Here is a 25731-nt window from a genome sequence, read left to right as displayed (position 1 = left end):
CCCACGCGTTACTCACCCGTCCGCCACTAAGTCACCAAAGTCTTCCGCCCGAAGGCTTCTGTCTAAGGTGCTTCGTTCGACTTGCATGTGTTAAGCACGCCGCCAGCGTTCATCCTGAGCCAGGATCAAACTCTCGTTTAAAGTTTTTAATCCATTTCAGAATGACGTTAGCCATTCTTCCATCAATTACTGTTGTTTTGGAATTCATCATTTCTGATGACGTTCACTGAAAATCTTTTATTCATTTTCAGGGATGGTTGCTGTTCAATTATCAATGTTCTTGTTTTATTACTATCATAAGTGACAGTTTCTTAATTCTATCATTAATAATCATCACTTGTCAAGTATTTTTTTATTTTTTATTTGCCCGCCTTTTAGCGGGCGAAAATTATATTAACACTTTTATTAAATAATGTCAACACATTTTTTAATAAATCTAAATAAAATTTTGAACGTATATATCGGTATGTACATTTTCCAAGTTATTATACGCAATGTACAAATCCTATTTATTTTACTCTATTTACCATTTTATCCATATTATGTTTATAACTGATTTAAACATAGGTTAATATAGTTAATACATTTAATTTCAATATAGGTAAATATATAATATAGATAGATTGGCATTAAACTTTATTAAATATAGCAATTAATAATTTGCAAAAAAAAAGAATCATTAACAGATTCTTTTTTACCGGAGAAGGAGGGATTTGAACCCTCGCGCCGCGTAAACGGCCTATACCCTTAGCAGGGGCACCTCTTCAGCCACTTGAGTACTTCTCCTTGCCTGATTCATATCAGTTATTTAATTTGCACAATTTAGCAGTGCAAAATTTATTATAGTATAGCATCTTTTATTTGTCAAATACTTTCTAGAATTTTACTTTTTCTTCTGATTGTCAAGTTTAATTGCAAATAAATTTTCAAAAAAAAATTTTTTCGATATTTAGTATTCAATTTTAATTTTTCGCTATATCATTTTACATTGCATTTTATGATATTGTTTTTATCATATATTATTATGGTATATACTTATCCTATACTTTCTTAATTATAATTATAATCCTAATCTAAGCTATTGCTTCTTTCTCATATGCTTCTTTTGAGGATATCCATCCTAATATTTCTCTTGGATATTCATTAATCCACTCTTCAACTTTTTTTACTTCTTTTTTCGTAACAGAATCAAAATTTGTTCCTTTAGGCCACCACCGTCTCAACATCCGGTTTTGATTCTCATTGCTTGCACGTTCACAACTTCTGTATGCGTGACAATAATATATTTCTGTTCTTTTTCTATTTTTGTTACGCCTGCTTTTCTCCATTCCTTTCCAATCTGAAAATTCAACTCCATTATCTACAGTGATTGTCTTAAATGTTTCTCTAAACTTCTTTTCTCCCATTTCACGTTCTATTCCATTTAATGCTCTAACCACTTCACTTGACGTATGATCTTTTAACAGCCACAAAATCTCTTTTCTGGTTTTTCTTTCAGTTAAAACAAGTAAAGCTTTCGTTCCTTTACCTTGTGGTCCAACTACAGAATCCATTTCCCAATGTCCTATTTCTTTTCTTTCATCTACTTCTTTTGGTCTTTCGTCAATACTTTTTCCTTTAGAAAATCTCTTCTGCACTTTTTTCTTTTTCTTTATTTTCTTTTTTCTCCTATAAGGACAGTCTGCTAATACTATATTGGGAAAAGTTCCACTTTTTATATAATTATACATCGTGGTAAGGCAAACTTTAGTATCATATTCCATTCCATCACGCTCTATTTCCTGAAGTATTGCAGCTGGCGAATAGTGATATTCTAATATCATCATCTCAACAAATTCTATAAACTCTGTATCATCCTGAATTATTTTCATTCGGCCACAACGTTTTTTGTTTTCATCGTGTATCATCTGTCCTTTATCGTAACTGTAAATTTCTTCCTCTACCCAATCACTTGATCTTCTATGTTGAGTTTTTGCTCGCTTTAGTTCTCTGTATACCGTTGAAAAATGACACCCGATTTGTTGTGCTATATCTGTAACTTTAATGCCTGCTTTGTATAATGTTTCAATTTTAATTCTTTGGTCTCTGTTTAGCTGATTGTACTTTGCCCCCATATTTTATCTCCTTCAAACTTTTAGGGAGCATTGCTGCTCCCTAAACAATCAATTATTCCTTTTTACTTATTTCTATTCCAGTATCATCCAATGATATTAATAATGCGCAATAGCTTATCATGCATTGAAAAAATACTTGTGAAAAATTAGCACCCTGCTCTTCTGCTATTTCTGTAAGAATTTTTTTTTGCTCTTTATCAATGTATCCGGTAAGTAAAGCATTTCTTCTGATATATCCATCCGCTTTTCTTGCTCTTATCATAATTCTCGGATCTACCTTTTTATCACCTTTTAAAAAATGCTTAACCGCACGTCTTATAAATACTATTTGTGTAACTTCTTCCCTAACAGATAAGTATTCTATTAATCTCAAACACTCTTCCGTTATGTATGAGGAAAATGCCACGGCGTTCTTTCTTGTTCTTTGCATTTTTCTTTATACCTCTTTTAAGATTAATTTCTCCAATTTCTTTATAAGTTTGTCATATTCTTTTCTTTCTTTTTCACTAAGATAAGCTTTTCCATCTTTTACAGCATCACTTATATTCGCAATATCATTTTTGAACTGAATCGATGTTAATTCTGTCTTTTCATCATCATCTTTATATTTTTCAACATCAGATGGTTGTATTTTTTTCTTTCTCGAATCCTTTGCAAGTTTTTTCTGTTGTTCAGATGATAACACATCCGTTGCCTTTTCTGCAACTCCAACAGAAATGTTATCATCAAGCATTGCGTTAAGTAACTCAGGCTCTGCTTTTTTCTCAACTTTATCATATCTCTGAACTTGTCCGCGGCTCATTCCTGTAACCTTGCTCAGAATATCCATTGTTTTTTCACCTTTTATTTGAATTGAATTTTCTTCTCCATCTTCATCTACATCATTTAACATTTCAACACCGTTACTTCTTAGCTCTTCTATTATTTCCTTCCATGCCTGCATTTCATAATATCTGTCAGAATCAGTATACTTTCTTGCTTCCTTATTTGTAGTTACTATTGCATACTTCTCCTTCATCTCATCAGAAATTGGCAATTTAATTTTGTCCAGGTCTTTAATAACACATGGTATTAAAGTATATTCATTCCAATCCGGAACATTCGGATCATCTATGAGTTTGTCAATTGCTGTTATTCTTCTTTCACCACCCAATAATGTATATGTACCATCACTATTTTTTCTAACGTTAAGTGGATTTACGATTCCATATATTTTTATTGATTCGGCAAGCGTATCAATTTCTCCTATTTTATATTTATTTTTTGGATTTTTGTTAATCTTTTCTCTTTCAATATTTACAATATTCATTTTTACAACATCCTTAGATGCATCACTTAATAATCCTGAGCCAAATTTATATTCTTCTCCAGAAACGTCTTCTTTTATATCCTTAATCTTATCATATCCTCTAATTGAGTTTACATTAAACTTTCCCATAATATCCTCGCTTTCTATCTACTCAATATATATTTAGTTAATTCCATGTATTGAAGTGTTACCTTATTTTTATTTTTACCATTATCATATGCCAATAGTGGTTTTTGCATAAAACTACATTCCTTTACATTCTTACTGACTCCAATTTTTATCGGCAACAAGTATTCTTCAAAACTGTCTTTCAGCATTCCATATGCAACCTTATCTACATTTGCTCTGCTATCCCACTGCGTAAAAAACATTCCACCTATTTTCAAATTTTCATTGTATTCAGATACCGTATTAAATAATCTCATTGCCATAGCAACACCTAACAGACTGTAGCCATCGCATCTAAGTGGAATATATACTTCATCAGCTGCCGTAAGTCCGTTAATATTTATAATGTTAACGGACGGGCTACTATCTATTATACAAAAATCGTACTCATTTTGCACATTTTTTAAATGATTCTTAAGTTTAAACTGTTGTGGCGATGTCACATCAGCTTTTAACCTTTCATCACATTCGGACAATGTAATATAACTGGGAATCAAATCCAAATTTTTGTAATCAGTTTTGATAATGCAATCGTGAATATCTAATTCACGGTCAAGCAATAAATCTTCTATTGATTTTCCACTTTTCTTTGTTTCTCTTCTGTAAATACTTCCAAACAAATCCATAAAGTCAATTTTGGTAAACATTGTAGTTGCATTCATCTGTGCATCTAAATCTATAACTAATACCCTTTTTCCAAACATTTCGCTCATAATATGAGCCACACTTGTAGCTGAAGCTGTTTTTCCTACACCACCCTTATTGTTTAAAAATACTAAAGTTTTCATCTTTTCCATCTCCTTATATATTTTTTAATATATACAATAATAGCATTTGCATATTATATTGTCAACGTATTATAGTCTATTTAATTGACAACTTCTGTGTTTATAAAGAATTTGTTTATAAGGTTACAACTTTGTAACCTTATTCTTTTTCCTCTCCATAATTTGTAATTCTTTCATGTTCTTTTATGTTTTGTCTTCGCTGCAGTTCATTTTTTAACGCTTTTTTTAAGAATTGAGTTGCATTGCTTAATATCATTGCATGCATTCTACCTGCATTAAAATTTTTGTTTACATTAATATTTTTTTCATTTCTGTTCTCCAAAAATTCCTTCGCATATTCATTACCACTTTCGGCTGCCTTTTCTATCCATGAAATTCCAAGTAATTTATTTTGTTTTACCACATCACCTTTTAAATATGTTATTCCTAATGAAAAAGCTGCTGAGCTGTTACCGTCTATTACAGCTCGTTCCATGTATTCTATTCCCCTTTTTGGATTATAAATACTTCCTTCTTTGTCAAGATACATTTTCCCAAGTGCATATTCTGCATAAGGTCTGAGATATTCATTTGTACATTTAGCAAATTCCTTTTGTGCATTTTTATAATCTTTTGTATCTTTATGGATTTTTCCAAGTATATACGATGCAAACTCATTATCCTGATTGGATGCCTGACTTAAATATAATATTGCCTTCTCATAATTCACATTTACGATTTTCCCCTTATAGTATTCTTTTCCGGCTATGTATTGTGCAAATACATTTCCTTCTTTTGCCGCCTGCTCCATATAGTTAATTCCCTTATCAGCATTAAACATCTCACTTTCATTATCTAAATAAATTTTTCCAAGTGTGTACCATGAAAATTTGTTATTACTCTTTTCGAGATGCATGACAGATTTTTTAATTTCATTCTCTTTTAAATATATTTTTCCCAACTTGTATGAAGCAATTTCATTTCCTAAATTCTCAGATTTCATATACCAATTCTTTGCAGTTTTTAAATCATACATGCCATATTTTTCTGTTGAATATATATTCCCGAGAGTATACATTGCCATTGCATCTTTTCCATTATTTGCTGCATCTTTCAGATAATTTATTGCTGTGATTATTTTTTCTTCATTTCCACTGTCCAAATAAATATTTGCCAGCTTATTTATTGCATATATATTTTTTCCTTCTGCAGCCTTTTCTATCCATGAAATTCCCTTATCTGTATCTTTACTAACTCCCATTCCATTTATATACATCATTCCTATTCTGAATTCCAGATTGTCATCTTCCTGTCTATCTTCCATTTTTACAAATCCTTTAAGGGCTTTCATGTAAAGTTCTTCCTTATTATATTTCTCTATATTATCATTTGCCTCACCCTGTTCTAACATATTTGCCGCCTTATATGCAGCATAAGCATTTTCATCAGCTACCGTCATAAACATATCAAATGCTTCATCTAAATTTTTATCTGTTCCCTGACCATAGTACATCATCTTTCCTAACATGTATTTTGCATATTCATTATTTGACTCTTCAAAAAACGTAATTGCTGTTTCATAATTTTGCTCCGTTCCCTGACCATAATAAAACATTTTTCCGCATCTATACTTTAAATATGATTCTCCGCTTTTTCTTTCTTCCTCTTTTATTTCTTTAAGCTGATACATAAATCCTTCAAGTGCTCTTCCATAATATTGATTTGCTGTTTTTGAATTAATTTGTCGGCCTCTTCCATGTTTATATATTTCTCCTAATTCATATGTAGCAAGAACATTTCCATTATTATGTTCTTCAATCAAAAGCATTATTGCTGTTTCATAATCAGGCTTTTCCTGGTGTAATAAAGCTTTAGCTTTTTTGTATTTTCTACTCCATTTATAATAACTGTTTTCAATTTCTGCTTCCGATTCAACGAAATAGTCTTCAATATCTTCATTAGTTTCATCCTGAAATTCATATACTTTTTCTATATCTAAAATAGTTTCTCCAATTACACTTTCATTCAATTGATTCTCTGAAATATCCACCTGATTGTCCGCTTCACTTATTTCCTTATCATAGTTTCTGATTTCTTTCAAAATCTGATTCCCCATTCTTGTATATAAATCTTTTAATTTGTTTTCCTTATAGTTCTTTTCACCGTTTCCATAAGACTGTTCATATATTTCTCTCTGAGTTTCTATTCTTTCAATTAATTCTCTATATTCATCTGCATGGTATTTTTCAATATACATTTTACTTATTTCATCTATGTTTTTTCTTAAGCCTGCCATTATCGGATTATTATAGTTCCATAAATTCTTATTTACATCCGGCATCATTCCATACAGTTTATCAAAGGCTTTAGCAAATTCTTTATCTTTCGATAATGGATGTTCTTTTTTCTGTTTAACAATACTCTCTCTTATAATATTATTAATTTTTATATTATTTTCTTTGTCATTAACCAATTCATTAACCACATAGCTTTTACATTTTTCAATGCTCGATTGTTTAAATCTTCCTTTATATTCTGTTTTAATTATAGGATTTCCATTTTCATCAAGTATTGGCTCCTTAACACGTTTCCCTTTTTCATATTTATAACTATATTGAATGTACTCTTTCTTTTCTCTCATGGGAATCGGTTCTACAGTCGCAATATGAATGTGCAGATTATCTGTATTAAAATGAATTGCACCGGACCATATTGCATTTTCTAGTTTTTCATTTTCGAGCATTCTTCTGACCGCTCCTCTTGTTACATCCTTTATTTTACTTTCATCTATAATAGATTCTTCTTCATTAATTATTCCGTTTTGCTTCAGCCATCTGTTGTCAAAAGAAATCACTGTTTGCCACATAATAGATTCATTTTCTTGTGCTTTTTCAAACAACTGTTTCAAATTATCTTTTTCTTCATTTGATAATTTATCTTTTTCAGCTGTAAATAATGCTGTTGTTTTTTTCGGATTTCCCATGTATTCCTGATATAAATTATATTTTTGAGTGTTATCATTTCTTACAGCCTCGTTTCTGTTAATATAATCTATATATCCCTGAAACTTTGATGAGTGAGGTCTGCAAAATTCTGTAACCACTACGACTCCCGCTTTAATTTCTTCCATTTCATTCTCCGTTTATTAAAGGGTTACAAAATTGTAACCCTGTCTGTTTTTCGTTTTAGGTTACAACTTTGTAACCCTGTTTTCTTTTTGCTTTAGGTTACAACTTTGTAACCCTGTTCTTTTTTCATTTTAGGTTACAACTTTGTAACCCTGTTTTGTTTTTCGTTTTAGGTTACAACTTTGTAACCCTGTTCTTTTTTCGCTTTAGGTTACAACTTTGTAAACCTATTATTTTTTCATTTTAGATTACAATTTTGTAACCCTATTTTTTCCCAATCCTTTTTCTTTCATCACTTTGTTGTTTAAAATATGCTATTTTATCCTTTAAGTTCTGTTTTGATTTCTGAATAATTGGATGTGGTGCAAATTCTACAGATATAAGACTGTCAGCTTTAAACATATGAAGAAGCGTGTTCATTGAATCCAACAAAATTGTGCTGTTCTGTTCAGCTGTCTTAGTTGCCCATTTCAATCTTTCACTTTTCATATATGATTCTTCAATTTCATTTACTACGGCTTTTGCAATGTTTTTTGTAACACTACCCGACTGTAATAAAAATGAAATTGCTGCGCTGTCAGTTTTTAATCCGTAATCATTTTTAATTTTTTGAAGATTTTCATATTCTTCTTCACTAAAATAAATATTTTTTCTAACTCCCATGTTTAATCCTTTCTAATGTTCTCCGTTAATCAATCTCTTAATAAGCAAACTGTTTTCCTGTATAACATCATTCGCCTGCTCCAATCTATCCGCTACTACATCAACAAGATTTGTATACTTCTCCTCTATTTCATTTATGTCTCTCACAATTGCCATCTGCTGAATGTATATTTTCAAATATTCATTTCTGCTGATTCCCTTCTTCTTTGCTAATTCATCAATTTTCTTTATCGCAACCGGGTCTACATCCCTAATTGAAATATTCATCCTTTTACCTCCACTACATCTATATGTTGTTTGCAATATATTTATATTGTCAATAATATACTTTCCACGTTTTAATTGCAACACTTTTGGTGCAATTTCGAATAAATCAACAATTTAATTGTGTGTAAAAGTGTGGATTTATTTGCATAAGTGATATTACGGAATCGTTCGGCACTGCCAAACTATCAACGCAGTTGATATCAGATTCCTCTTATGCTCTTTTTTCACTGGCGGCATGTAATGCTTCGTGAAAACTTAACTGAAAAAGCAGCGGCTTCGCCGTCCCCTCAAAAGAAAAAATTTAATAATCCGGGCAAAAAAAAGTACCACATTTCTGTGATACTTTTCTGCCTACTGACACTACTTTAAAATTTTTTAAGGATGTCATGATGTCCGATGTCCACAACCATAACTATCTCATTATTTTCATAATACCATATTACTCTTATGTCCATATTCACACTGAACTCAAACAAGTCTTCCGTTCCCTGAATGCGTTTTGTTCTCAGTGATGGATGAAATGGATTTTGAATAAATATTTCTATCTTTTTCTTAAATTGTGTCCGTTCCTTATCTGATAATTTTTTAAAATTTTTCTTAAACCTTGGTGTGTATGTTATTTTATAAGCCATTATTCCTCCAACTTGTCAAATAATGCATCCAGATTATCAAATACAGGTTGCTCCCCTGCCCTTAATTTTTCCTTAACATCATCAATTTCATTTTTTAACTCATTCAGGTACTTTTTCGGATATACCGTAACTGGAATTAAATAAATCATTCCGTCTTTTTCCATAATATTCAGTTTATCTCCTTCTGCTAATCCCAACTTTGTAACTATTTCTTTCGGGATTGTAATTTGTGATTTCTGTCTTAATTCTGTTAACATGTTAATACCTCCAAAATTTCACACAATAAGATTTTCTTACTTTCTTACTTTTATTATATTCACATGTTTTCCTTTTATCAATATTATGTTTTTTATTCTAAAAGTTTAATCATTATTATCATAACCATACATATATACATTGTAAAAATAACCGTTATCTGAATGTTGCCCTTCAATTGTTTTTTTCTCTGCTCTTTTGTCATATTTTCTCCTCTCTGCTCACTTACTTCTTCATTCTGATATATAAATTAAATCTGCCTGACTTTTACCATATGCGTGTGCGTAATCTTCATCTGTCACTTCATTCATTGCCTGCTCAAAAAAATATTCATATATACTGTCCCAATCATGAATGTTAAACATAAAAATCACCTCCTACAATTCAACACTACAACCTAATCCACTATTAAAAATTGTTTCTGCAGCATATTTATATGCTGCATCTTCATTTTCAAAATCCGTCAGTTCCATGTTATTCTCTGCTAAAGTCTTCTTCATTTCCTCTTCTTCCATTTCATACTCAATTGCTATCTTTAAAAATTTACTCATTTTTTTCTCCTTAAATTATTTGTTTTATGATGTCACTAATCATTGCCGTTCCTGAATCACCTGCAACATTCGCTTTTTTTGTACCGCCACATTCAAATGTTGCTGTTACTGTTTCCGTTGATTTGTCATAATACAATTTTTTTAGTTTTCTTAAATTTCTTGTCTCCTTTAATGTAGCCGTAAGTAAGTCACATACCTTTTGTAAATCTTCCATTCTTATCACCTATATCCTTTCCAATCTTTCTGTTATGCTACTAAAATGGTATTTTCTACCAGTCATCACGTTTTCAAAGTGTACACATGGAGCAAAATGGCTAAATGGTTTAAATTCCTTGTTCCATGTTATTCCTAACTTTCCATTTTCCTCATGCACATTAAAAACTTCTCCATCTACCCTTGTCTTAATCACCTTGTTATTGCTATCAAATATTTGAACCTTTACCTTGCTATTTTTTCTAATCATTTTCTTTACCTCCTGTTTTTAAATTTAAAATTTGTTTCTGGCATGTTTGGGATTGGGTGCTTCCCTTTGTTAGTTGATATTAAGTTTTCATGCTGCTTCTCCTTCTTTCTTTAAATTAAATTTGTTTCTGTATATGTTGGTTTTTGGTTTGCTTGCACATAAAAAAAATCATTGTGAAAATTTCTCGCAAGGGCGTGCATCGCACGTGCACTTTACCCTTGCAGAACATTTTTTCAATGATTTAATGGGCAAAAAAGCAAACCTGCCAACATATCAGGAAACATAATTTAAAGAATGTCCTTAGATGCATGAAAACGAAAATATCAACGTCCGTTTCCAGTAACATGGTGGGATAAGGAATAAAAACAATGGCCGTCCCTACGGTTGGGGGTTCGGCAACTGATTTGTTTGTATGACAGATTCTGCACGGAACGCAAAGTGTGAAGTGCGAATCTGGATGTAAACAAATCAGGCGGGGAGGGGCGGCCCATAAAAAAGAAAAAGAGATTATCAAAATTTATTTGATATCTCTGTTTCTTTCTAATTCTTTATTATAGGTTACAAAATTGTAACCCTATCTATTTTTCATTACAGGTTACAAAGTTGTAACCCTGTTCATTGTATGAAAAATATCCATTACCTATTATTATAAAATCAACAAGCTTAATCCCCATAAGTTTTCCTGCTCTGCTTATCTTCAACGCAACTTCATCATCTTCTTTTGATGGGGTACTATCATGGGAAGGATGATTATGAGCAATTACTATGTTCACTGCTCCACAAATTAGTGCCCTTTGGAAAATCTCTCTTGGGTTCAAAATACATGCGTTCACTGAACCATGACCTAATTCAAATACTCCCAGTGGATTACATTTTGCATCAAATGCAAGCATGTATACATATTCTTCTGCTTTTTTTATCAAGCCTAAAACTTTTATTAAGAATTCTCACTATTTTCTCCGGGCTGTTAAGCCTTTCGTCCGGACATTCATAAGAACTTTCTTCCACCATTAACGGATGTTTAAGTTCGTCCAATTCCATTTCATATTTTCTAAGCATTCTTTTTCTCCCATTCTTCTAACGCGCCTTCAATTGCATAATGTTCATTATCATCATTAACATCTTCCTGAAGTATTTCATATGCTCTGCCGGCCACAAATTCAATCTTTTCATCCGGCCAATTGCAATTGTTGTTTCCTACATATTCAAGCATGCATTGTTTTTCAAAAAAATTATGTATGCCAACAATCTGCTTTTCACAAAGAATTAATTCATTGTCAATAATTCTGCATGCATTTAAATCTAACTTAAACTCCATGACATTTCTCCTTTCCTGAAAGAGGGAGAGAAACTTAGCTTCTCTCCCTCTTTCAGTTTAATCATTCTATAAAATACTTAATTCACCTTTTGAATACTTATATACACTATATGTAAGTCTGTCTTCCAATGAAACTTCACCATCGTTAACTTCACGAACCATTTCTCTAAGTGATTCTTTATCACTGTATTCAGCTGGAATTGCTATACACTCATGTGTACTTGATGGCAATACTATGAAATCACCTTTCATAATTTCTGAAATTTCAGCTAAAGCCTTTTTATTTAAAAGAACTGATGCACCATTTACAGCCTCTTTATTAGTAAACACATACATTGGAATGCTTGATTTAAAAGCTTCATTCATTGTTTCATCAGTTTCATATTCAGTTTCAGGAATTCCCATCATTTCACATATGACGCTCTCCATATTTCTGATAATATAATCATTTTCAGAATTTTTAAGTGCATTTTCATACAATTCTTCTTTGGAAATTCCTGTATTATTCAAAATCTTTTCTTTAATGCTGTAACTTGCTATTCCATCATCTGCAAAATCAGGAATTTCTACATAAAACAAAATAAGCATATCCAAATATCTTACGTACACAACATCATTGTTAATTACATCTTCTAAATTATTTTCTGATATGAGTTTAGGCTTAACAGACTCTAATATATTCTCCCGACTGCAAATTTCTTTTATGTTTACATTTACATTTTTACTATACTCAAATATTTCATCAAAATATTTTATAAGTTTTTCATCATCATCCCAAATGTCTTCTATGTTTTTCATATATATTGTCGGTGATGCAATCCTATTTTCTGACACTAATACATATGCAACTTTCATTCCATTATTCTTGAAACATTCTTTGACTTCAATATGGAATTCTCTTCCTTTAATCATTTCGTTAAGTTTCTGTGCTTTCTCAATCATTTCTTTCTTTAAGTTACTCATAAATAACTTCCTTTCTACCATTTGGCTTTTAAATTTTTTATTTTATAAATAAAAGAGCCTACTTAAGCGTAGACTCTATATCTATACCAATTTACATTTACAACTGTTCCTAAAACTGCTGATAATACATCAGCCCAGGTACTTTCGTTACCTAATGCCTTTACGGCCTTTTGCTTTTTAAGCCAACCTATTAGATATTTAGTGTTGTACTTATTTGTTGTATCAAAAGCAAATTCTATCTCCTGTAACTGCGCTCTGTTTTGGTTGAAACTGTTCTCAACCACTGAGCAATAAAATGTGATAACTTTGTTATCTAAACTATAAGAATTAAATTCAACCAGCATTGTTGCTCCTTTCCGGAGCCCTAGATTTCTCTAAGGCTCTCTAGCATATTATCGAAATACTCATCTGTTATGCGTTCCTGTTCTTTTGCCGCTTCTTCATCGAAGGGCTCATCTGTAAATGGAAATGTATCGTTGTACATCTTTGCCTCCTTTAGTCTGTTATTTAGTTATCAATGTGCTTTTTTATCGTCTTGCGATAACTCATCATGTGTACAGGTTCTGCGGATTGCAAGGACGCGAAGCGCATGTTTATCCTTGCAATCATTAAGCAGGTTCTGTGCTAATGTACGAGTAAGCAAGACAAAAGCTTATTGATGCCAACAGACTTAGGTGGCTGATGGGCGGGAGAAAATTTCATTGATGAGTTCTGAAGAAAGTGGCACGATTGGAACACATAACAGATGAGTATTTGAGATAACAACAAGCTAAAGTCCCCGATGAACTCGGGGATTTAGGGGTTAGAAGAATAAAAAAAGACCGTAGACCGGTCTTTTCCTCTTTTAAATAACAGATATTAAGCAAAGCTTAATATCAACATATTCAATTAATGCCCTGGGAGTCGGGCAGGGCTGTCAGCGTAAGCTGACTGGGTCGGAATGGTACCTAAAATAAAATTATCAATTATTTATTAACTCCTGAACCACAAAAATAACTTTTCCATTTTTGCCTGCTTTTATAAAATCTTCTTTTGTAACAGATGGCGCATTTAATGTCTGTATAAAATTATCCCCACTTAATATAAACTTTTGTGAAACATTAAATTCAAGAAACTCAGGCAATTTCTCATAAAATTTTAGAGAATTTTCCCATTTATCTTTATCCGCTATAGTTAACTTTCCACTTATATAATTTATATTTACACCTTTTTCCTTTATAAACTCAACTAGTATCTCAATCATTGCAGAAAATAACATAGTGCCAATTCCTCTTTTAGAATTATGTCCTGTGCTTATGTCAAAAGCAACTGATTCATTAGCTTTTATAAATCTAAAATCTAAATATGTAAGCGATAATTCCTTCACTCCATTTAAATTCATTCCATAATAAACATTATCATTACTATCAACATATTCAACAGTTATTCTCCAATTGCACATAAATTCATCATAAGCTACTTTTAAATTGAAATGGTCACCAAATCTGTTTTTCTTCTTCATAAAAAAAATTTTGTCTTTCATATTCATATCCTCCATTAATTTATTCAATACATTATACTTTTTATAATTTCAAACATCAAGTTAAATTTTCTTTTTCTTTTTTTATGGGTAGTAAGAAGTAAAACTTTTGAAAGTTTTAGATAATAAAAAAATATTATTATCTGAAATATTAACAAATCCAGGGATAGCTTACGCTATCCGAAGTTGCTCTCCGACCGTAAGGTCGATTTAAATGAGCAACGTTCCCTTAGGAAAGAAAATAGATATTATCTAAAAAAGAAAAAGTAAGAAGAAAAGATATATTAGTAACATGGCCATAATTTTCCGGTATTCCTTTGTACATAGTACTTTCAGCAATTTTAGGGTGGAAATTATTTAGACTTCTAAAGAATATAAATTACTTAGAATTTTGACTACAATATATAAATGACATATTTTTTTGACTGTAAATAAAAAAAATAACATCAGATTTCATGAATTTTCATGTTTTCTGATGTTATTCTATGCCTAATCTTCATAATATATTCAAATTATCTGTTTTTAATAATCAAACTTCTACGATTCACAAAAAAAATTCAACGCCAAAAAGACCATCAAGTGGTCTTCTTATAAAGCAAGCTCTTTTCTTAAATATTGATGTACTCTTGCTGCACTGGCTGTTCTATTGTTGTCTTTAGAATGAGCTTCAATTGCCTTTGCTATAGCTCTGTCAAGTTTAAATTCGTCAAACATTTTAATATAATTTTTATATAGTTTGACAACATCTTCTATAAACTTATCTGTAGCTCCTTTAATGCCATAACGCTTAGTCATTGCCTTTACATTATGTATTCTATGTTTTAACTTTCCATTCTTATCTTCCTTTTTATCAAGACTATATGTATTGCGATTTCTGCCTATGTAATACATCTCCTTATGAATGTTTATGTTAAAAAATTTTCTCAGATCATGTAAGTATTCACGAATTCTTCTCTTTGATCTGTTTAATATTGTTGTATATTTTTTATAAAATTCATTTTTATTTTTTCTGTGAATTGCCTTTGTTCCACTTGAAGAAATATTAACACTGGTTTTGGCATATAAACTAAGCATCAAATATTTTTCCCTTGAATTAAGTTTTTTAAAGTCATCAGATTGAAAAATTTGATTATTTAAATTAATGTACCCCTGCTTGCATTCTTCATGATCATGTTTCATAAATAATCCAATATCATAATCATGCTCGCTCTTATGATAAAGTGTATATATAAGTTGCTTGCTTTGTAATCCATTTAATGCATTGTAAAAACTCTGTTTAGACATGTGATTTTTTAAATCAGCCATACGTACACCATAAACGACACCTCGATTATTCTGACGTTCACAAAGCCACAAATATAGTGTCATTTCACAATTAGTAAGATTATTCAGTTTTTCAATAACACTATATGGTAATCTCATATTTCTCTCCTTATTTTTCTATCTGTATTGACAACGCATTGCATTTACAATATAATTTTTTCTATAAAAGGTGGGTTCAGTTTGTGCTCTGAACAGATTATATGGTTTTATTTGGCTTACCATATCACCTTTTCATACATTACATTATTTGAAAAGCAGGGACGATGCAGGGTGCCTGCTTTTTTTATTTCATAAATACAAAATCTTTTAATTCATTCCATGTATTCATTAACTGATTAAATAATTCCATTCGTGAAACCGGAAATATAAGTGCCGATACACCTATTACAGTCAATAAAAATATAATTATTCCGGTAATAAGCTTTACTATATTTCCTGTTGTTCTTATAAAAAATTTGATTGTGTTGTCTTTTTCAATAATCATTACATCTTCAGGAACTTCATATTTAACACGTAACCGTCTTTGCTGTTTTTCCTGCTCTTTTTCTTTTTTAATATCAGCAACTAATTTTTTGTTGAACTTTCCCATTTATTCTTCTCTTTCCTGACATATGATTTTTTGTAATACTGTCTTCTTTTTGATTCAACATCCGTATAATTTTTTTGAATTATACCTTCACATTCCATCCAATATTTATCTTTATTTTCACAGTCAATGTATTCAAATAAATTTTTAAAATCAGAATAATATTTTTCCAATATGCCATTAACATATTTTTCAATGGATTCTTCACTGATTAATGTTCTGTCAACTTTACCAACCTTAGATATAATGGCTTCTAAAGCTTCCCTTTTAACCATTAACCTTACACCTTCTCTTGAACTGTTAAGTATATATGCTGCCTGTGGCATTGACAGATAACCTTTTACATCAGAAAACATCTGTATATGACATTCAACATTTTTCCAATACTGAACTTTATCCTGATTTTTGAAATATTGAACTGCTCTTTCATATTTCTTGATTTTCTGATATGCAAAATTAACTATTGAATCCACTTCAATTAACACTCTGTCTTCTTTTTTAATTCGATTAAGTTTAGATTTCTGGGCCAATCCCTGTACCTGTCTTATAGACGTACCCATAAGCCATGCTGCCTGTGTGCATGTTATATAATCTTCTAACCTGTTCATTTTTTACCTCTCATAATTCAAAGCCCCTGCTTTTATTTTTCACTTGAGCTTTCTGTATATTTTTCTTCATATAATCAAAAATTGAATTTTCATTCTGCACATTCTGTCCGATTCTGTCTGCAATTAAATCATATTGTTTTGATACCATTTCGCGACTGATTACTTCCATATTTTCTGAAACTGTTCTAAAGTCTTCAGGTATATTGTTTTCCTGTTCATAATCAAATACTTCTCTGACTTTTTCCTGAAATGCATCAAATTCTTCTTCGTTTTTAATTGATTCAATCATCGAATCTTTATTACCTCTGATGGATTTAATGTTTTCAAAATGTTCAATAATTCCTCCTTCACCCTCACCTATATCCTGTAATTCAGTAATCTTTTGAACCGAATCAAAAATAACTGTATACTTATTTTTTAAATATCCTGCATACTTCATATCCTCAGGTTTATTACTATTTTGTAATTCTTCATCAGAACCATATCTTGCTCTCGCCCTTTCATAACCCTTTACATATTCTGAATCCAAATTTCTCATTTTATCGTCATATTCCTTAAGAGTATAAAATTTACCTTTATCAAATTCTGCAGCTTCACTAAGTTCACATTTAACAACCGGATACATATTTTCATGTTGTTCCAATGCTCTCGAAAATTCTTCCTTAGTGATATAAAATTCTTCATCTTTATGTTTAAATGCCTCTTTAGGATTTTTTATTTCCATAAGATTTTCTTCTGCTCCTGTGGAAAATACAACTGCCTGTTCATTAACAAGTTTTTCAGCCAGTTTTGATGAAATGTTAATTAAATTATCTGCATCATACAAATTTGGTAGTTTCTTCATTTCCATGTATTCAACGTGTGTCCTTGTAAAAATTGAACATATAAGATTTTTTGTATATGCGGTATCCTTAATTCCTGCCATTTCATCAATCTTTTTAGTTTTCTCTGAAATTATATCCTTAAGGTCTTCTCCATTATTAAGGTATTCCATGACAATCTTTCCTACATTTAAGGAATCCATCTTAAGCTCTTCTGGAATACTTTCATCTTTCATGAACGTTGAGTATGCTGTTTCCTGACCTTTCAAGGCCATTCTTACTCTTGCATCCTGTACTCTGGTTAATAACTCCGTGTCTTTCTTTCTATAATCGTTTTTTTGCTCAATATTATTAGAATTTATAATTTCATTTACATTTTCTAATTCAAATTCACCTTTTTCAATTAAATAGTCCGATATCTTCTCTGCATCCTTGATGGCTGCAAATAATTCATTTGGTTTATTCTCTAAAACATTTATATAATCCTGTATATATGCCTCATGATTTTCCATATATTTATTTTGAGTGTAATCAATTCCAAATGTCTGTGCTGCGAATGCTGATGCTATTTCCGCCCTCAATTCTTCCCTTGCATATATATCTGTTCCTCTTGCACTTGGCATTTCTCTATTAAACCTACTTACATGACCTGTTGCATGTCCTGCTTCATGAAAAAAAGTAGTTATATACTCAAATTCATTGTCAAACTGATTTATTTTGGGGAGTACTATCATATCTTCTGCAATAGAATAAAAAGCTTCATTACCACCTTCCTTAAATCCAACCTTCATATTTTCAATTAGCTTGTTTCTTCCAGATAAAAACTCATCCAGATGTAACACATTTTTTCTAATTTCATATAATGGTATTCCCTCTATTTGTTCTCCATTAAATACTGTATATGTGTTTGATACAGGTTTTACTCTGTTAGTAAATTCTTCTGCGGTTAGTTCATCTGTCAATTGTTTTGCTTCTGTTCTTGTTAATTTCCTTTTTTCTTCTGTGTCGTACAAAGACCAAAATTCAATCTTTGTTCCCTTTGATCCCTGTTTAATTTTCCACCCCTTCGATTGTGCCTGTTTAAAAGTACACCATCTTGGGTCTTTATATAGCTGAGCTTGTTGATTATAAGTTAACCATAACGCATTTGCTCCATGATATTCTGTATTCGTAACTGCATTAAAGGGACGTTCACTGCTCCACCCCCTATGCCATGGGATTGTATCTTTCTTTAGACAGTCAATAAAACTGTTAATCATCTCCTCTCGCATCTTATTAAGTTTCATTCATATCACCGCCTAACTCGTCCCATTCATATACTACTTCTTCATCCGGAGTATCATTTCTAAATTCTTCCGGGATTTCAATATCTGCTCCAAGTTTTTCCATTAATTTAATGATATTTTCCGTTCTGTTATCCATTTGACTTCCTCCTTCTAAAAAAACTTCTCTTTTTCGGTTCTTCCTGATTTTTATTTTCTAATGGAATTATTTTCTCATATATATCTGAATTGCAATAAGTAAACGGATCCTTTGCTTCGTCTGCAAAAAATGTAAATTCACTTTTATCATCCATCAATTCCATTAAGTCTTTCTTTTCAGCATCTGAAGTAAAATTAAAAATGTAAAATACATTATTGTAAAAATTATTCTTAATTACGTCATATGTTTTTTCAAATTCGTCTGCCTTACTTCCAACCACAAAAATTTGAATATCTTTTTCTAAGAACGAAACCTTATTAAAATCATGTTCGCTGTACATTCCATAGTCGTAAACAATATATTCATAATCCTTATTCTGAATTTCTTTCAATTTGTCTGTATGATAATACATGTCTACATTCTGATACTTTACAATTCCATCCACATCATCTTTTTCTGCTTCTGAATATGCATCTGAAACCGCTTCTGCATAACAATGATTGTTCATCTCGAAATAAGCCGCTTTATAACCATTAAATGTAAGATATTTAACAATCTGCAATGCCTGAGTAGTAGTGCCCATTCTTCTAATACTTCCTGCTATTCCTATTGTCTTAACAACCGGTTTTGAAGTTTCTTCCGGTTCATCATCTTCTTCCTTTTTTTCAAAACTTATTCCACGATTTTCATAACCAAAATGTTCAAAATAACCATTCATACACATTTCCAAATCTTCTTTTTGTTCGGATAGGTACGTGCTAAAAATAAACGTTCGTATTTCTTTTTGATACAATTCGTATATAATCTCAGATTGAGGTGAATATGATACTGCATAAATAACTATTTTTGCATTGACTGCATTTTTTATTTTCAAAATCCAATCTATAATCATATCTGAATCATCAGCATACTGTTCAATGTCAAATACCAAACAATCACATTTTTCTTTGAAATCCATTATTTCATTCACCTGATTTTCTATATGTAAGTTTGAATCAACATAATCACATGTCATGTCATGCTTAGCAGCTACATCTTCACAAAAATATCCTCTTTCTTTTGTTCCTACAAAAATAATCATTTTCACATTCCTTTCATTTTTATTAGTATATCGTTCCAATCCTTACCATACTTTTTGGGTGGTAAATTCCATCTACGTGTTATATCTGGATAATTTTCTTTTATATACGAGCATATGCATTGCCCACATTTAATTCCTCCCTGATCATTATCAGTTGAATTTATAACTTCTTTAATTTTGCCTGCTTTAAGATATGTCTTAACTGCATCCCATTTTCCTGCTCCACCAAGTGCCAGATAATTGTACTTTTTATAATCTCCGACAATGCTCATGACGCTCATAGCGTCAATAACTGATTCTGTAACTACCAGAACCTCGCTTTCATTATCTACATAAAAGCATTTGGAATAATCACATCCTACTACATCCCCAATAAATTTTTTATATGTGTTAGTACCTCTTATACATGCAAATACAGGCTTATTTTTATCTTCAATATCATATCCAACAAATACACAATTTCCGTATGTATCCTGATATAGCATCTTTCTGTCAACCATATCCTGAACAACCTGTTGTTGAATTCCTCTTGTTTTTATTAAATAAGCAAAAACTTTTCTCATATTGATGTCCTTATTTGGGAATATAATTTCTTTATTTTTCTTTTGTGTATTTATTTTACTTCTTACTTTTTGTGGCTCTGTTTCCGAAATCATGTTTTCAAATTCTTTTATTGCTTCATATACTGTCATTCCATTAAATCTTACTGCAAAATCAATAATGGAGCCTCGCTCTCCTTTGCATTCACCATAACCCGGAACTGAATTTTGCCAATATGTATTTTTAACCGGGTCAATCATTACACTGTCATGTTCTTTTAATGAATAATATTTTCCTTTTCTGACAATCGTATAACCACTTCTTGATGCATAATCTACGATGCTTATTTCTTCTCTTATTCTTCTAAATTTTTCTGATTTATTCATTTTACTGTGCCAAACTATCCTGCTTTTGTTGTTCCTTCATTTGAATACGTTCATTTAGTTCCGCTATATCCATATCCAAATCTTCAATTTTCTTTTGTTTTGTAGATATTGAATAATTTGCTTCTCCTATTAAAGAATCGCTGTCTTGTTTTTCCTGTTCTGTCTGATATATCTTCTTTTGCTCCAAACGTTCAATTTCCTTTTGAATTTCTCCAATTTCTTTGTTAAGTTTTATCTTCTCTTTTTCGTTTTTACTTATTTCATCTTTGTAATTGTTTATTTCTATATTAAATCGCTTCGTAATGTAGCCCTTGTAATCAAGTTTTTCAATTTTGTCTACTTTATCTACATCTTTAATGTTTGTATAAAGTTTTAATGTTTCTTCTTTACTGTCCTTGATACTCATTCGTAACGATATATCACTCCATCGGCCAGGCACATCACTTATTTGTAATACAATCCAATCATCCTCTTCCACCTTTACATTTGTTTTCAAATCATTTCCATTTAAATCTTTTGCTGAAAAATTATACTTATTTTTTCCATCATATGATTTATTGTTTATTGTAAGTTCCACTTCCATAAGATTTTGTTCTTTTGAATAATCCCATCTGTTTATAACTACGGTTCTGTCATTCCATTTGTTTTCAATCCCAAGTTTTGAAATATAGGAGGCATCCGCAGTTGTCGGCATCCATTTCATAGATGTCAGGAAGAAAGCATATCCACCCACAAAAAAGAAAATAATAATTAAGAATCTTATGCTTTCCTTATTCTTTTTTAAATCTATTTTATTCATCATAATTCCATTTCCTTAAATTTAGTTTTCTGTTTAGGTATGCATTTGTCTTCCAAAACATTATTCGTTATTTCTTCATTTATCAGTTCCTGATTTAAATAATGCACTCTTAATCCTAACTGCCTTGCTTTTTCTACATAAAAAATTTTTTCATCCTGTGGTATATTTTTTTCATCAATTACATATAACTCTGATGCATCTTCTATATTTGGAGTCTGTACGATACATTCTCCCATTCTTTCATTCCATAATTCTTTATAAAAAGATTTCCTTTTATTATTGCAGCATAAGAATGCCTGTCTATTCTTTTGCTTCATATACTTTTCTTCCTTCCCATCATGCCTGTTTAGATGACCATTGCTTTGTATTTTTGTTGTAAAATAAATAAAAATATATGGTTTCACTTCTTTCATATTTCAGATAATATGTAAGTGTTATCTGATTCTCATTTGAATTAATTTCCATATCTCCTGTGTAATCAGCATATTCTGCATCTCCATAACCATATCCGTTTATAAAAGTCATTATTTCTCTCTTAAGTCCTTCTATATCATTATCGATTAGATTCATTGTATCCTCTGCCGGAAATCTGATGTCAAATTGATTTTCATTAAAATGCTCTTCATCTCTTACATTTATAGTTACATCTTCAATTGTATTTTCAATCTCACTCTCTGTAGCTAACTGTGTTACTGCTTCAGATTGAGTTGTTATTTCCATTGTCAAATTTTCAGCTGTAGTTTCATTTGTTGACTGTACAGTTGTTTCTTCTTTTTTTGAAAATGTGGATTTAATACTTAATGCTGTAATAATAATTGCAAATAAAATCATTGTAATTCCAAGTATCTTTTTCCCTGTCATTAAAAATCCTCCTTCATCATCCCGGCTTTTCAGTATATGAAAAATGCATCGTATCCTTCTTTCCTGACCAGTCACCACCCCAGTAAAATCCATGTGATTTCCATATTTGTATAATCTTTTTTGTTACACTATATTGATTTTGCCCTGGTTGATATCCACCGTAACCATTTGATACATCCACATTTGTATTATAAAAACATGGATTATCATTCCAATTAATGTCAATTGCAAGTCCATATGAATGTTGTGATACTGTTCCTGTCCCGATAATGTTTTTCCATACATATGCGCATGTTTCAGATGCTTTAATTTTAAACTTTTCTTTCGCCATATCTTCAAATATTGATTTAAATTCTTCAGCTAACTTTGCATGAACCGTAAGATTCATCGTTGTTTTATTTCCATTTTCATCATATATTGGTACGGATATGGTTTTCAGATAAGTTTTCATCTCAACAGCTGAAGCTGGAACATGATTTGCATTCCATAAAAAAGTCTGCTTATTTTCGTATGGAATATTAGCTGCTTCTCCTGCCTTAACAATTATTGTTTGTCCGTCATCTGAAGACTTTTTGTAATATCGTAAAACATGTTTTACGTAATATGCATCTCCATATTTATATGGACCAAGTATTTGTGCTGCCGAACCTGTTCTTTGAACCGGATATCCATTATTAATTTTTGCACTCATTTGTTTCTGATAATCCAAGGCATTGCTCTGTGTCCATTTACCTAAATTATCAAAATCACTTTTACTGCTACTTCCGTTAATTCTGTTTGCATCATTTATGTACGTAACATAACCACCGCCATAGTTATAAGCTTGAAGTGCTATCTTTATATGTTCTAAATCTTCAGGAGAAGACACCTGTATCTTTTCGTGATCTAAATATCCACATAATACTTTTACTCCATGTTCTATGCTTTGCTGTCTGCTTATTGAATTTGGTGCCTGTCCTAAACTTTCAGAACATTGAAATACATCTTCTCCATTTCCACCTGATTCCTGCATTATAACTGCAAGAAACAATTCTATGTATGCCTCTTTGCCGTATTTACCTAATTCGTTTAAAACGGTATTTCTAAGAGCTTCAACCTGCTCAGACAACGGTGACTGATCATATATCGTTTCGGAATCAGTTGAGATATTTTCCTCATTTCCACCCGAAAGCACAACAACAATACTTTGCATAAAAGAGCCAACAGCAATTGTAATAATGACAATTGCAAATATTGAAGCAAGAGCAATTCCTTTTATCTTTTGTTTCAATTAAACTCCTCCTTGGAATATCTTCTCCTCTTCTTTTGTTAAATGAACCTTAAATTCTATGTTTCTGTCACCGGAAATACACATAATGCATTTTCCGACTCCCATTTTGGGAATATTATTAATTTGGTTCCCGGTAAGTTCGCCTTCAAATATGCTATAAAGCAATTTTTTAGCATTTGAACTTTGTCTGAAAATAAATTTGTATTGTGTAAGTTCAAACATATCTTTGAGTTTATTAATTCCTTCACTCTGACTTCCTTCAGGAGCATAATCTGCAGCTCTCTGTGACGCAAGACCTATACCACCAAAATATTTTCTGGCTTCTCTTAAATAAATTGAAATTAAATCAAGTGCCTGAAGCTTTTTAGCATTCAACCATCTGTGGCTTTCGTCTATTAATATTAATGTTCGTACAACATCCCACATCTTAATGCTTCCTTCATCAAGTCTTTTTAGCATTAATTTCCCGTTTGTAACACAATTGTCCCAACAAAGGGATATCATGTTAATTATGCTTGCATCAAACACTTCTGGTTTTAATTCCTTAATGGTTGATAGGTTATAAGTTATAATCTGCTCATCAGATATATTTTCAATGGTCGTATGACCATCAAAAAGATTCCCATAAGTTTTTACTATGTTTCTAATAACTTTTCTGATTTTGTCTCTTAACAGTAATGTTTTACCTACTATTTTCTGCTCCATTGCATTGTATTCTTTATTCTGCATTTCTTTTATATTTTCTGTTAAATACTCAAGAAAATCTGAAAATGTAGGATAACTGCTGGCCGGAAGTCCTGTAAACTGTTTGTTATCATCTACTGTTTCGTTATCAAATCCAAACTTCTTATAAAGTTCTCTAAGGCATTCCTCTAATTCAACTATTTCCTCTGAATCAACTTCTCCACCTACTAGAAATTTATAAAAAGTGCTTACCTTTGAGATATGTCGTATAAATGATATTCTTTCGTCATCACCAGCCCTTAATATTTCTAGCGGGTTTAATATTCCGTGTGAGCCGTCGAGATTGATTGTCTTTCCACCCAACGTCTTCGTTAATTCAGAAAATTCTCCACTAATATCGAATGTTCTTACATAATTTCCCTTAATTGCATTATGTAAAAACTGTTTTTTCAAAAGTGTTGATTTACCTGAACCCATTTCTCCAATTGCGAGAAAGTTATAATATAGTCTCGTCTGAGTTTTCGTAAATAAGTCAAATAATACATTTCCTCCACACGGTGTCTTTCCAAGAAAAGTTCCTGTAGGATCATATAGCATCGAAAAGTGAAATGGATTACCATGTGCAAGTCCGGTTGCCGTCATACTCTGTCCGTATGGAAAAAACAGTTCCTGCTTTTGTCTTTTATATGGTCTGTACATACTCATCCACTCATTTTTTGTTTCATTAAGATAAATAGTTGTTAACCATCCCGAATCAGTTTCGAGTTTATCCATGATATTTTTTATTCGCCGTTCTAACGCTTCAAAACTTCTGTCCGCCACATATATTCTAATGTGTATTAATTTAACAATTTCATTGTAAGAAGAAATTTCGTCAAACATACGCTTCATTTCACCAAGTCTTTTTTCTGCATCATACAGCTCCTCGAAATCCTTAGCATCTCTTTTACGTCCAACCTGTTCTTTCATTGACTTATTAAGATTTTTTTTAACTTCAGCCATATTGTCGGTTGATATATCAACTACAGCTACAGTTCCATTTATGTTGCATACTTTAGCCAACCAGAATGTATCTATTTCTTCCGGAAACTGATACACATGTATACATCCCTCATATCCTGAGCCTGTAGTTACATATTTAATATCTCTGAATGTAATTCCACCTGCCGGTTGTATTTTTTCCAAAAGAGATGGATCTTGCATCTTTTTCGCTTTTTCCTTTAATCTCATAGT

General features: G+C 31.3%; 31 protein-coding genes, 1 tRNA gene and 1 rRNA gene (1 of these 33 only partly in view). All 33 read right to left on the bottom strand.

The window, feature by feature from the left end:
• Window positions 1–141, bottom strand: a 16S ribosomal RNA gene (locus tag DWW96_RS09690) (it extends 1436 nt beyond the left edge of the window).
• A 557-nt stretch (window positions 142–698) separates the two neighbouring features.
• Window positions 699–786 (bottom strand) — tRNA-Ser (locus DWW96_RS09685).
• Between the two features lie 287 nt (window positions 787–1073).
• Window positions 1074–2114: an IS30 family transposase gene (locus tag DWW96_RS09680; RefSeq protein ID WP_117910257.1), complete on the bottom strand. Its 1041-nt coding sequence runs from the start codon at window positions 2112–2114 to the stop codon at window positions 1074–1076.
• A gap of 52 nt (window positions 2115–2166) precedes the next feature.
• Entirely contained in the window at window positions 2167–2487 is a 321-nt protein-coding gene (locus tag DWW96_RS09675; protein ID WP_147339824.1) for a hypothetical protein, read from the bottom strand.
• A 63-nt stretch (window positions 2488–2550) separates the two neighbouring features.
• Complete coding sequence (locus DWW96_RS09670; protein WP_117910255.1) at window positions 2551–3552, bottom strand: ParB N-terminal domain-containing protein; 1002 nt, start codon at window positions 3550–3552, stop codon at window positions 2551–2553.
• Window positions 3553–3566: 14 nt separating this feature from the next.
• Window positions 3567–4379: an AAA family ATPase gene (locus tag DWW96_RS09665; protein WP_158562681.1), complete on the bottom strand. Its 813-nt coding sequence runs from the start codon at window positions 4377–4379 to the stop codon at window positions 3567–3569.
• Between the two features lie 139 nt (window positions 4380–4518).
• Window positions 4519–7488 carry a MobP2 family relaxase gene (mobP2, locus tag DWW96_RS09660; RefSeq protein WP_117910253.1) on the bottom strand — a complete coding sequence of 990 codons (2970 nt, stop codon included), beginning with the start codon at window positions 7486–7488 and terminating at the stop codon, window positions 4519–4521.
• 262 nt (window positions 7489–7750) lie between these two features.
• The gene (locus DWW96_RS09655; RefSeq protein ID WP_117910252.1) at window positions 7751–8149 is read right to left on the bottom strand and encodes a hypothetical protein; all 399 of its coding nucleotides are present in this window, start codon (window positions 8147–8149) and stop codon (window positions 7751–7753) included.
• 12 nt (window positions 8150–8161) lie between these two features.
• Window positions 8162–8416 (bottom strand): hypothetical protein, encoded by a 255-nt coding sequence (locus tag DWW96_RS09650; protein WP_117910251.1) that lies wholly within the window; start codon window positions 8414–8416, stop codon window positions 8162–8164.
• A 365-nt stretch (window positions 8417–8781) separates the two neighbouring features.
• The gene (locus tag DWW96_RS09645; RefSeq protein ID WP_117910250.1) at window positions 8782–9048 is read right to left on the bottom strand and encodes a type II toxin-antitoxin system mRNA interferase toxin, RelE/StbE family; all 267 of its coding nucleotides are present in this window, start codon (window positions 9046–9048) and stop codon (window positions 8782–8784) included.
• Window positions 9048–9305 carry an AbrB/MazE/SpoVT family DNA-binding domain-containing protein gene (locus DWW96_RS09640; RefSeq protein WP_117910249.1) on the bottom strand — a complete coding sequence of 86 codons (258 nt, stop codon included), beginning with the start codon at window positions 9303–9305 and terminating at the stop codon, window positions 9048–9050. Before DWW96_RS09640 ends, DWW96_RS09645 begins: the two co-directional genes overlap by 1 nt.
• A gap of 231 nt (window positions 9306–9536) precedes the next feature.
• Complete coding sequence (locus DWW96_RS14555) at window positions 9537–9668, bottom strand: hypothetical protein (RefSeq protein WP_278286581.1); 132 nt, start codon at window positions 9666–9668, stop codon at window positions 9537–9539.
• A gap of 12 nt (window positions 9669–9680) precedes the next feature.
• On the bottom strand, window positions 9681–9854 hold the full coding sequence (locus tag DWW96_RS14035) for a hypothetical protein (protein WP_158562680.1): 174 nt from the start codon (window positions 9852–9854) through the stop codon (window positions 9681–9683).
• 10 nt (window positions 9855–9864) lie between these two features.
• Window positions 9865–10068 carry a hypothetical protein gene (locus tag DWW96_RS09635; RefSeq protein WP_117910248.1) on the bottom strand — a complete coding sequence of 68 codons (204 nt, stop codon included), beginning with the start codon at window positions 10066–10068 and terminating at the stop codon, window positions 9865–9867.
• 9 nt (window positions 10069–10077) lie between these two features.
• Window positions 10078–10317, bottom strand: a complete 240-nt coding sequence (locus DWW96_RS09630) for a hypothetical protein (protein ID WP_117910247.1) — start codon at window positions 10315–10317, stop codon at window positions 10078–10080.
• A gap of 578 nt (window positions 10318–10895) precedes the next feature.
• Window positions 10896–11240: a JAB domain-containing protein gene (locus tag DWW96_RS09625; protein WP_147339823.1), complete on the bottom strand. Its 345-nt coding sequence runs from the start codon at window positions 11238–11240 to the stop codon at window positions 10896–10898.
• Window positions 11197–11376: a hypothetical protein gene (locus DWW96_RS09620; RefSeq protein WP_117910245.1), complete on the bottom strand. Its 180-nt coding sequence runs from the start codon at window positions 11374–11376 to the stop codon at window positions 11197–11199. The genes DWW96_RS09625 and DWW96_RS09620 overlap by 44 nt, the downstream gene beginning before the upstream one ends.
• On the bottom strand, window positions 11369–11635 hold the full coding sequence (locus tag DWW96_RS09615) for a hypothetical protein (protein WP_117910244.1): 267 nt from the start codon (window positions 11633–11635) through the stop codon (window positions 11369–11371). The genes DWW96_RS09620 and DWW96_RS09615 overlap by 8 nt, the downstream gene beginning before the upstream one ends.
• Before the next feature lie 66 nt (window positions 11636–11701).
• A complete protein-coding gene (locus DWW96_RS09610) occupies window positions 11702–12598 on the bottom strand; it encodes a DUF5688 family protein (protein WP_117910243.1) in 897 nt (298 codons plus the stop codon).
• 62 nt (window positions 12599–12660) lie between these two features.
• Window positions 12661–12942 carry a hypothetical protein gene (locus tag DWW96_RS09605; protein ID WP_117910242.1) on the bottom strand — a complete coding sequence of 94 codons (282 nt, stop codon included), beginning with the start codon at window positions 12940–12942 and terminating at the stop codon, window positions 12661–12663.
• A gap of 617 nt (window positions 12943–13559) precedes the next feature.
• Complete coding sequence (locus DWW96_RS09600) at window positions 13560–14120, bottom strand: hypothetical protein (RefSeq protein WP_117910241.1); 561 nt, start codon at window positions 14118–14120, stop codon at window positions 13560–13562.
• Between the two features lie 585 nt (window positions 14121–14705).
• On the bottom strand, window positions 14706–15539 hold the full coding sequence (locus tag DWW96_RS09595; RefSeq protein WP_117910240.1) for a hypothetical protein: 834 nt from the start codon (window positions 15537–15539) through the stop codon (window positions 14706–14708).
• A 184-nt stretch (window positions 15540–15723) separates the two neighbouring features.
• Window positions 15724–16029: a hypothetical protein gene (locus DWW96_RS09590; RefSeq protein ID WP_117910239.1), complete on the bottom strand. Its 306-nt coding sequence runs from the start codon at window positions 16027–16029 to the stop codon at window positions 15724–15726.
• Complete coding sequence (locus tag DWW96_RS09585) at window positions 16005–16634, bottom strand: hypothetical protein (RefSeq protein WP_117910238.1); 630 nt, start codon at window positions 16632–16634, stop codon at window positions 16005–16007. The genes DWW96_RS09590 and DWW96_RS09585 overlap by 25 nt, the downstream gene beginning before the upstream one ends.
• Window positions 16635–16644: 10 nt before the next feature.
• Window positions 16645–18741, bottom strand: coding sequence for a zincin-like metallopeptidase domain-containing protein (locus DWW96_RS09580; protein ID WP_117910237.1), 2097 nt, complete (start codon window positions 18739–18741; stop codon window positions 16645–16647).
• Window positions 18731–18877: a hypothetical protein gene (locus DWW96_RS14030; protein WP_158562679.1), complete on the bottom strand. Its 147-nt coding sequence runs from the start codon at window positions 18875–18877 to the stop codon at window positions 18731–18733. Before DWW96_RS14030 ends, DWW96_RS09580 begins: the two co-directional genes overlap by 11 nt.
• A complete protein-coding gene (locus DWW96_RS09575; protein WP_117910236.1) occupies window positions 18870–19958 on the bottom strand; it encodes a hypothetical protein in 1089 nt (362 codons plus the stop codon). The genes DWW96_RS14030 and DWW96_RS09575 overlap by 8 nt, the downstream gene beginning before the upstream one ends.
• 2 nt (window positions 19959–19960) lie before the next feature.
• Window positions 19961–20884, bottom strand: coding sequence for a DUF3991 and TOPRIM domain-containing protein (locus DWW96_RS09570; RefSeq protein WP_117910235.1), 924 nt, complete (start codon window positions 20882–20884; stop codon window positions 19961–19963).
• 1 nt (window position 20885) lies between these two features.
• Window positions 20886–21686 (bottom strand): hypothetical protein, encoded by an 801-nt coding sequence (locus DWW96_RS09565; RefSeq protein ID WP_117910234.1) that lies wholly within the window; start codon window positions 21684–21686, stop codon window positions 20886–20888.
• Window positions 21683–22000 (bottom strand): hypothetical protein, encoded by a 318-nt coding sequence (locus DWW96_RS09560; RefSeq protein ID WP_117910233.1) that lies wholly within the window; start codon window positions 21998–22000, stop codon window positions 21683–21685. Before DWW96_RS09560 ends, DWW96_RS09565 begins: the two co-directional genes overlap by 4 nt.
• A 19-nt stretch (window positions 22001–22019) precedes the next feature.
• Window positions 22020–22544, bottom strand: a complete 525-nt coding sequence (locus DWW96_RS09555; protein WP_117910232.1) for a hypothetical protein — start codon at window positions 22542–22544, stop codon at window positions 22020–22022.
• Window positions 22545–22560: 16 nt separating this feature from the next.
• Window positions 22561–23814, bottom strand: a complete 1254-nt coding sequence (locus DWW96_RS09550; RefSeq protein WP_117910231.1) for a lysozyme family protein — start codon at window positions 23812–23814, stop codon at window positions 22561–22563.
• Complete coding sequence (locus DWW96_RS09545; protein WP_117910230.1) at window positions 23815–25728, bottom strand: hypothetical protein; 1914 nt, start codon at window positions 25726–25728, stop codon at window positions 23815–23817.
• Window positions 25729–25731: the final 3 nt, after the last annotated feature.

This window comes from Eubacterium sp. AF17-7 (assembly GCF_003461285.1).
GTDB classification, from domain to species: domain Bacteria; phylum Bacillota; class Clostridia; order Lachnospirales; family Lachnospiraceae; genus Eubacterium_U; species Eubacterium_U album.
Note: the sequence above shows the minus strand (reverse complement) of the source record. Positions and strands in the feature narration are given on the sequence as shown.

Coding starts and splice junctions, on each gene's coding strand:
- DWW96_RS09645 (WP_117910250.1), bottom strand. CDS start 9,048: ATGGCTTATAAAATAACATACACACCAAGGTTTAAGAAAAATTTTAAA.
- DWW96_RS09595 (WP_117910240.1), bottom strand. CDS start 15,539: ATGAGATTACCATATAGTGTTATTGAAAAACTGAATAATCTTACTAAT.
- DWW96_RS09680 (WP_117910257.1), bottom strand. CDS start 2,114: ATGGGGGCAAAGTACAATCAGCTAAACAGAGACCAAAGAATTAAAATT.
- DWW96_RS09650 (WP_117910251.1), bottom strand. CDS start 8,416: ATGAATATTTCAATTAGGGATGTAGACCCGGTTGCGATAAAGAAAATT.
- DWW96_RS09615 (WP_117910244.1), bottom strand. CDS start 11,635: ATGGAGTTTAAGTTAGATTTAAATGCATGCAGAATTATTGACAATGAA.
- DWW96_RS09590 (WP_117910239.1), bottom strand. CDS start 16,029: ATGGGAAAGTTCAACAAAAAATTAGTTGCTGATATTAAAAAAGAAAAA.
- DWW96_RS09620 (WP_117910245.1), bottom strand. CDS start 11,376: ATGCTTAGAAAATATGAAATGGAATTGGACGAACTTAAACATCCGTTA.
- DWW96_RS09555 (WP_117910232.1), bottom strand. CDS start 22,544: ATGACAGGGAAAAAGATACTTGGAATTACAATGATTTTATTTGCAATT.
- DWW96_RS09635 (WP_117910248.1), bottom strand. CDS start 10,068: ATGGAAGATTTACAAAAGGTATGTGACTTACTTACGGCTACATTAAAG.
- DWW96_RS09655 (WP_117910252.1), bottom strand. CDS start 8,149: ATGGGAGTTAGAAAAAATATTTATTTTAGTGAAGAAGAATATGAAAAT.
- mobP2 (WP_117910253.1), bottom strand. CDS start 7,488: ATGGAAGAAATTAAAGCGGGAGTCGTAGTGGTTACAGAATTTTGCAGA.
- DWW96_RS09600 (WP_117910241.1), bottom strand. CDS start 14,120: ATGAAAGACAAAATTTTTTTTATGAAGAAGAAAAACAGATTTGGTGAC.
- DWW96_RS09560 (WP_117910233.1), bottom strand. CDS start 22,000: ATGAAGCAAAAGAATAGACAGGCATTCTTATGCTGCAATAATAAAAGG.
- DWW96_RS09670 (WP_117910255.1), bottom strand. CDS start 3,552: ATGGGAAAGTTTAATGTAAACTCAATTAGAGGATATGATAAGATTAAG.
- DWW96_RS09545 (WP_117910230.1), bottom strand. CDS start 25,728: ATGAGATTAAAGGAAAAAGCGAAAAAGATGCAAGATCCATCTCTTTTG.
- DWW96_RS09605 (WP_117910242.1), bottom strand. CDS start 12,942: ATGCTGGTTGAATTTAATTCTTATAGTTTAGATAACAAAGTTATCACA.
- DWW96_RS09585 (WP_117910238.1), bottom strand. CDS start 16,634: ATGAACAGGTTAGAAGATTATATAACATGCACACAGGCAGCATGGCTT.
- DWW96_RS09565 (WP_117910234.1), bottom strand. CDS start 21,686: ATGATGAATAAAATAGATTTAAAAAAGAATAAGGAAAGCATAAGATTC.
- DWW96_RS09630 (WP_117910247.1), bottom strand. CDS start 10,317: ATGATTAGAAAAAATAGCAAGGTAAAGGTTCAAATATTTGATAGCAAT.
- DWW96_RS14035 (WP_158562680.1), bottom strand. CDS start 9,854: ATGAGTAAATTTTTAAAGATAGCAATTGAGTATGAAATGGAAGAAGAG.
- DWW96_RS09640 (WP_117910249.1), bottom strand. CDS start 9,305: ATGTTAACAGAATTAAGACAGAAATCACAAATTACAATCCCGAAAGAA.
- DWW96_RS09570 (WP_117910235.1), bottom strand. CDS start 20,884: ATGAATAAATCAGAAAAATTTAGAAGAATAAGAGAAGAAATAAGCATC.
- DWW96_RS14030 (WP_158562679.1), bottom strand. CDS start 18,877: ATGGATAACAGAACGGAAAATATCATTAAATTAATGGAAAAACTTGGA.
- DWW96_RS09665 (WP_158562681.1), bottom strand. CDS start 4,379: ATGAAAACTTTAGTATTTTTAAACAATAAGGGTGGTGTAGGAAAAACA.
- DWW96_RS09580 (WP_117910237.1), bottom strand. CDS start 18,741: ATGAAACTTAATAAGATGCGAGAGGAGATGATTAACAGTTTTATTGAC.
- DWW96_RS09610 (WP_117910243.1), bottom strand. CDS start 12,598: ATGAGTAACTTAAAGAAAGAAATGATTGAGAAAGCACAGAAACTTAAC.
- DWW96_RS14555 (WP_278286581.1), bottom strand. CDS start 9,668: ATGTTTAACATTCATGATTGGGACAGTATATATGAATATTTTTTTGAG.
- DWW96_RS09575 (WP_117910236.1), bottom strand. CDS start 19,958: ATGATTATTTTTGTAGGAACAAAAGAAAGAGGATATTTTTGTGAAGAT.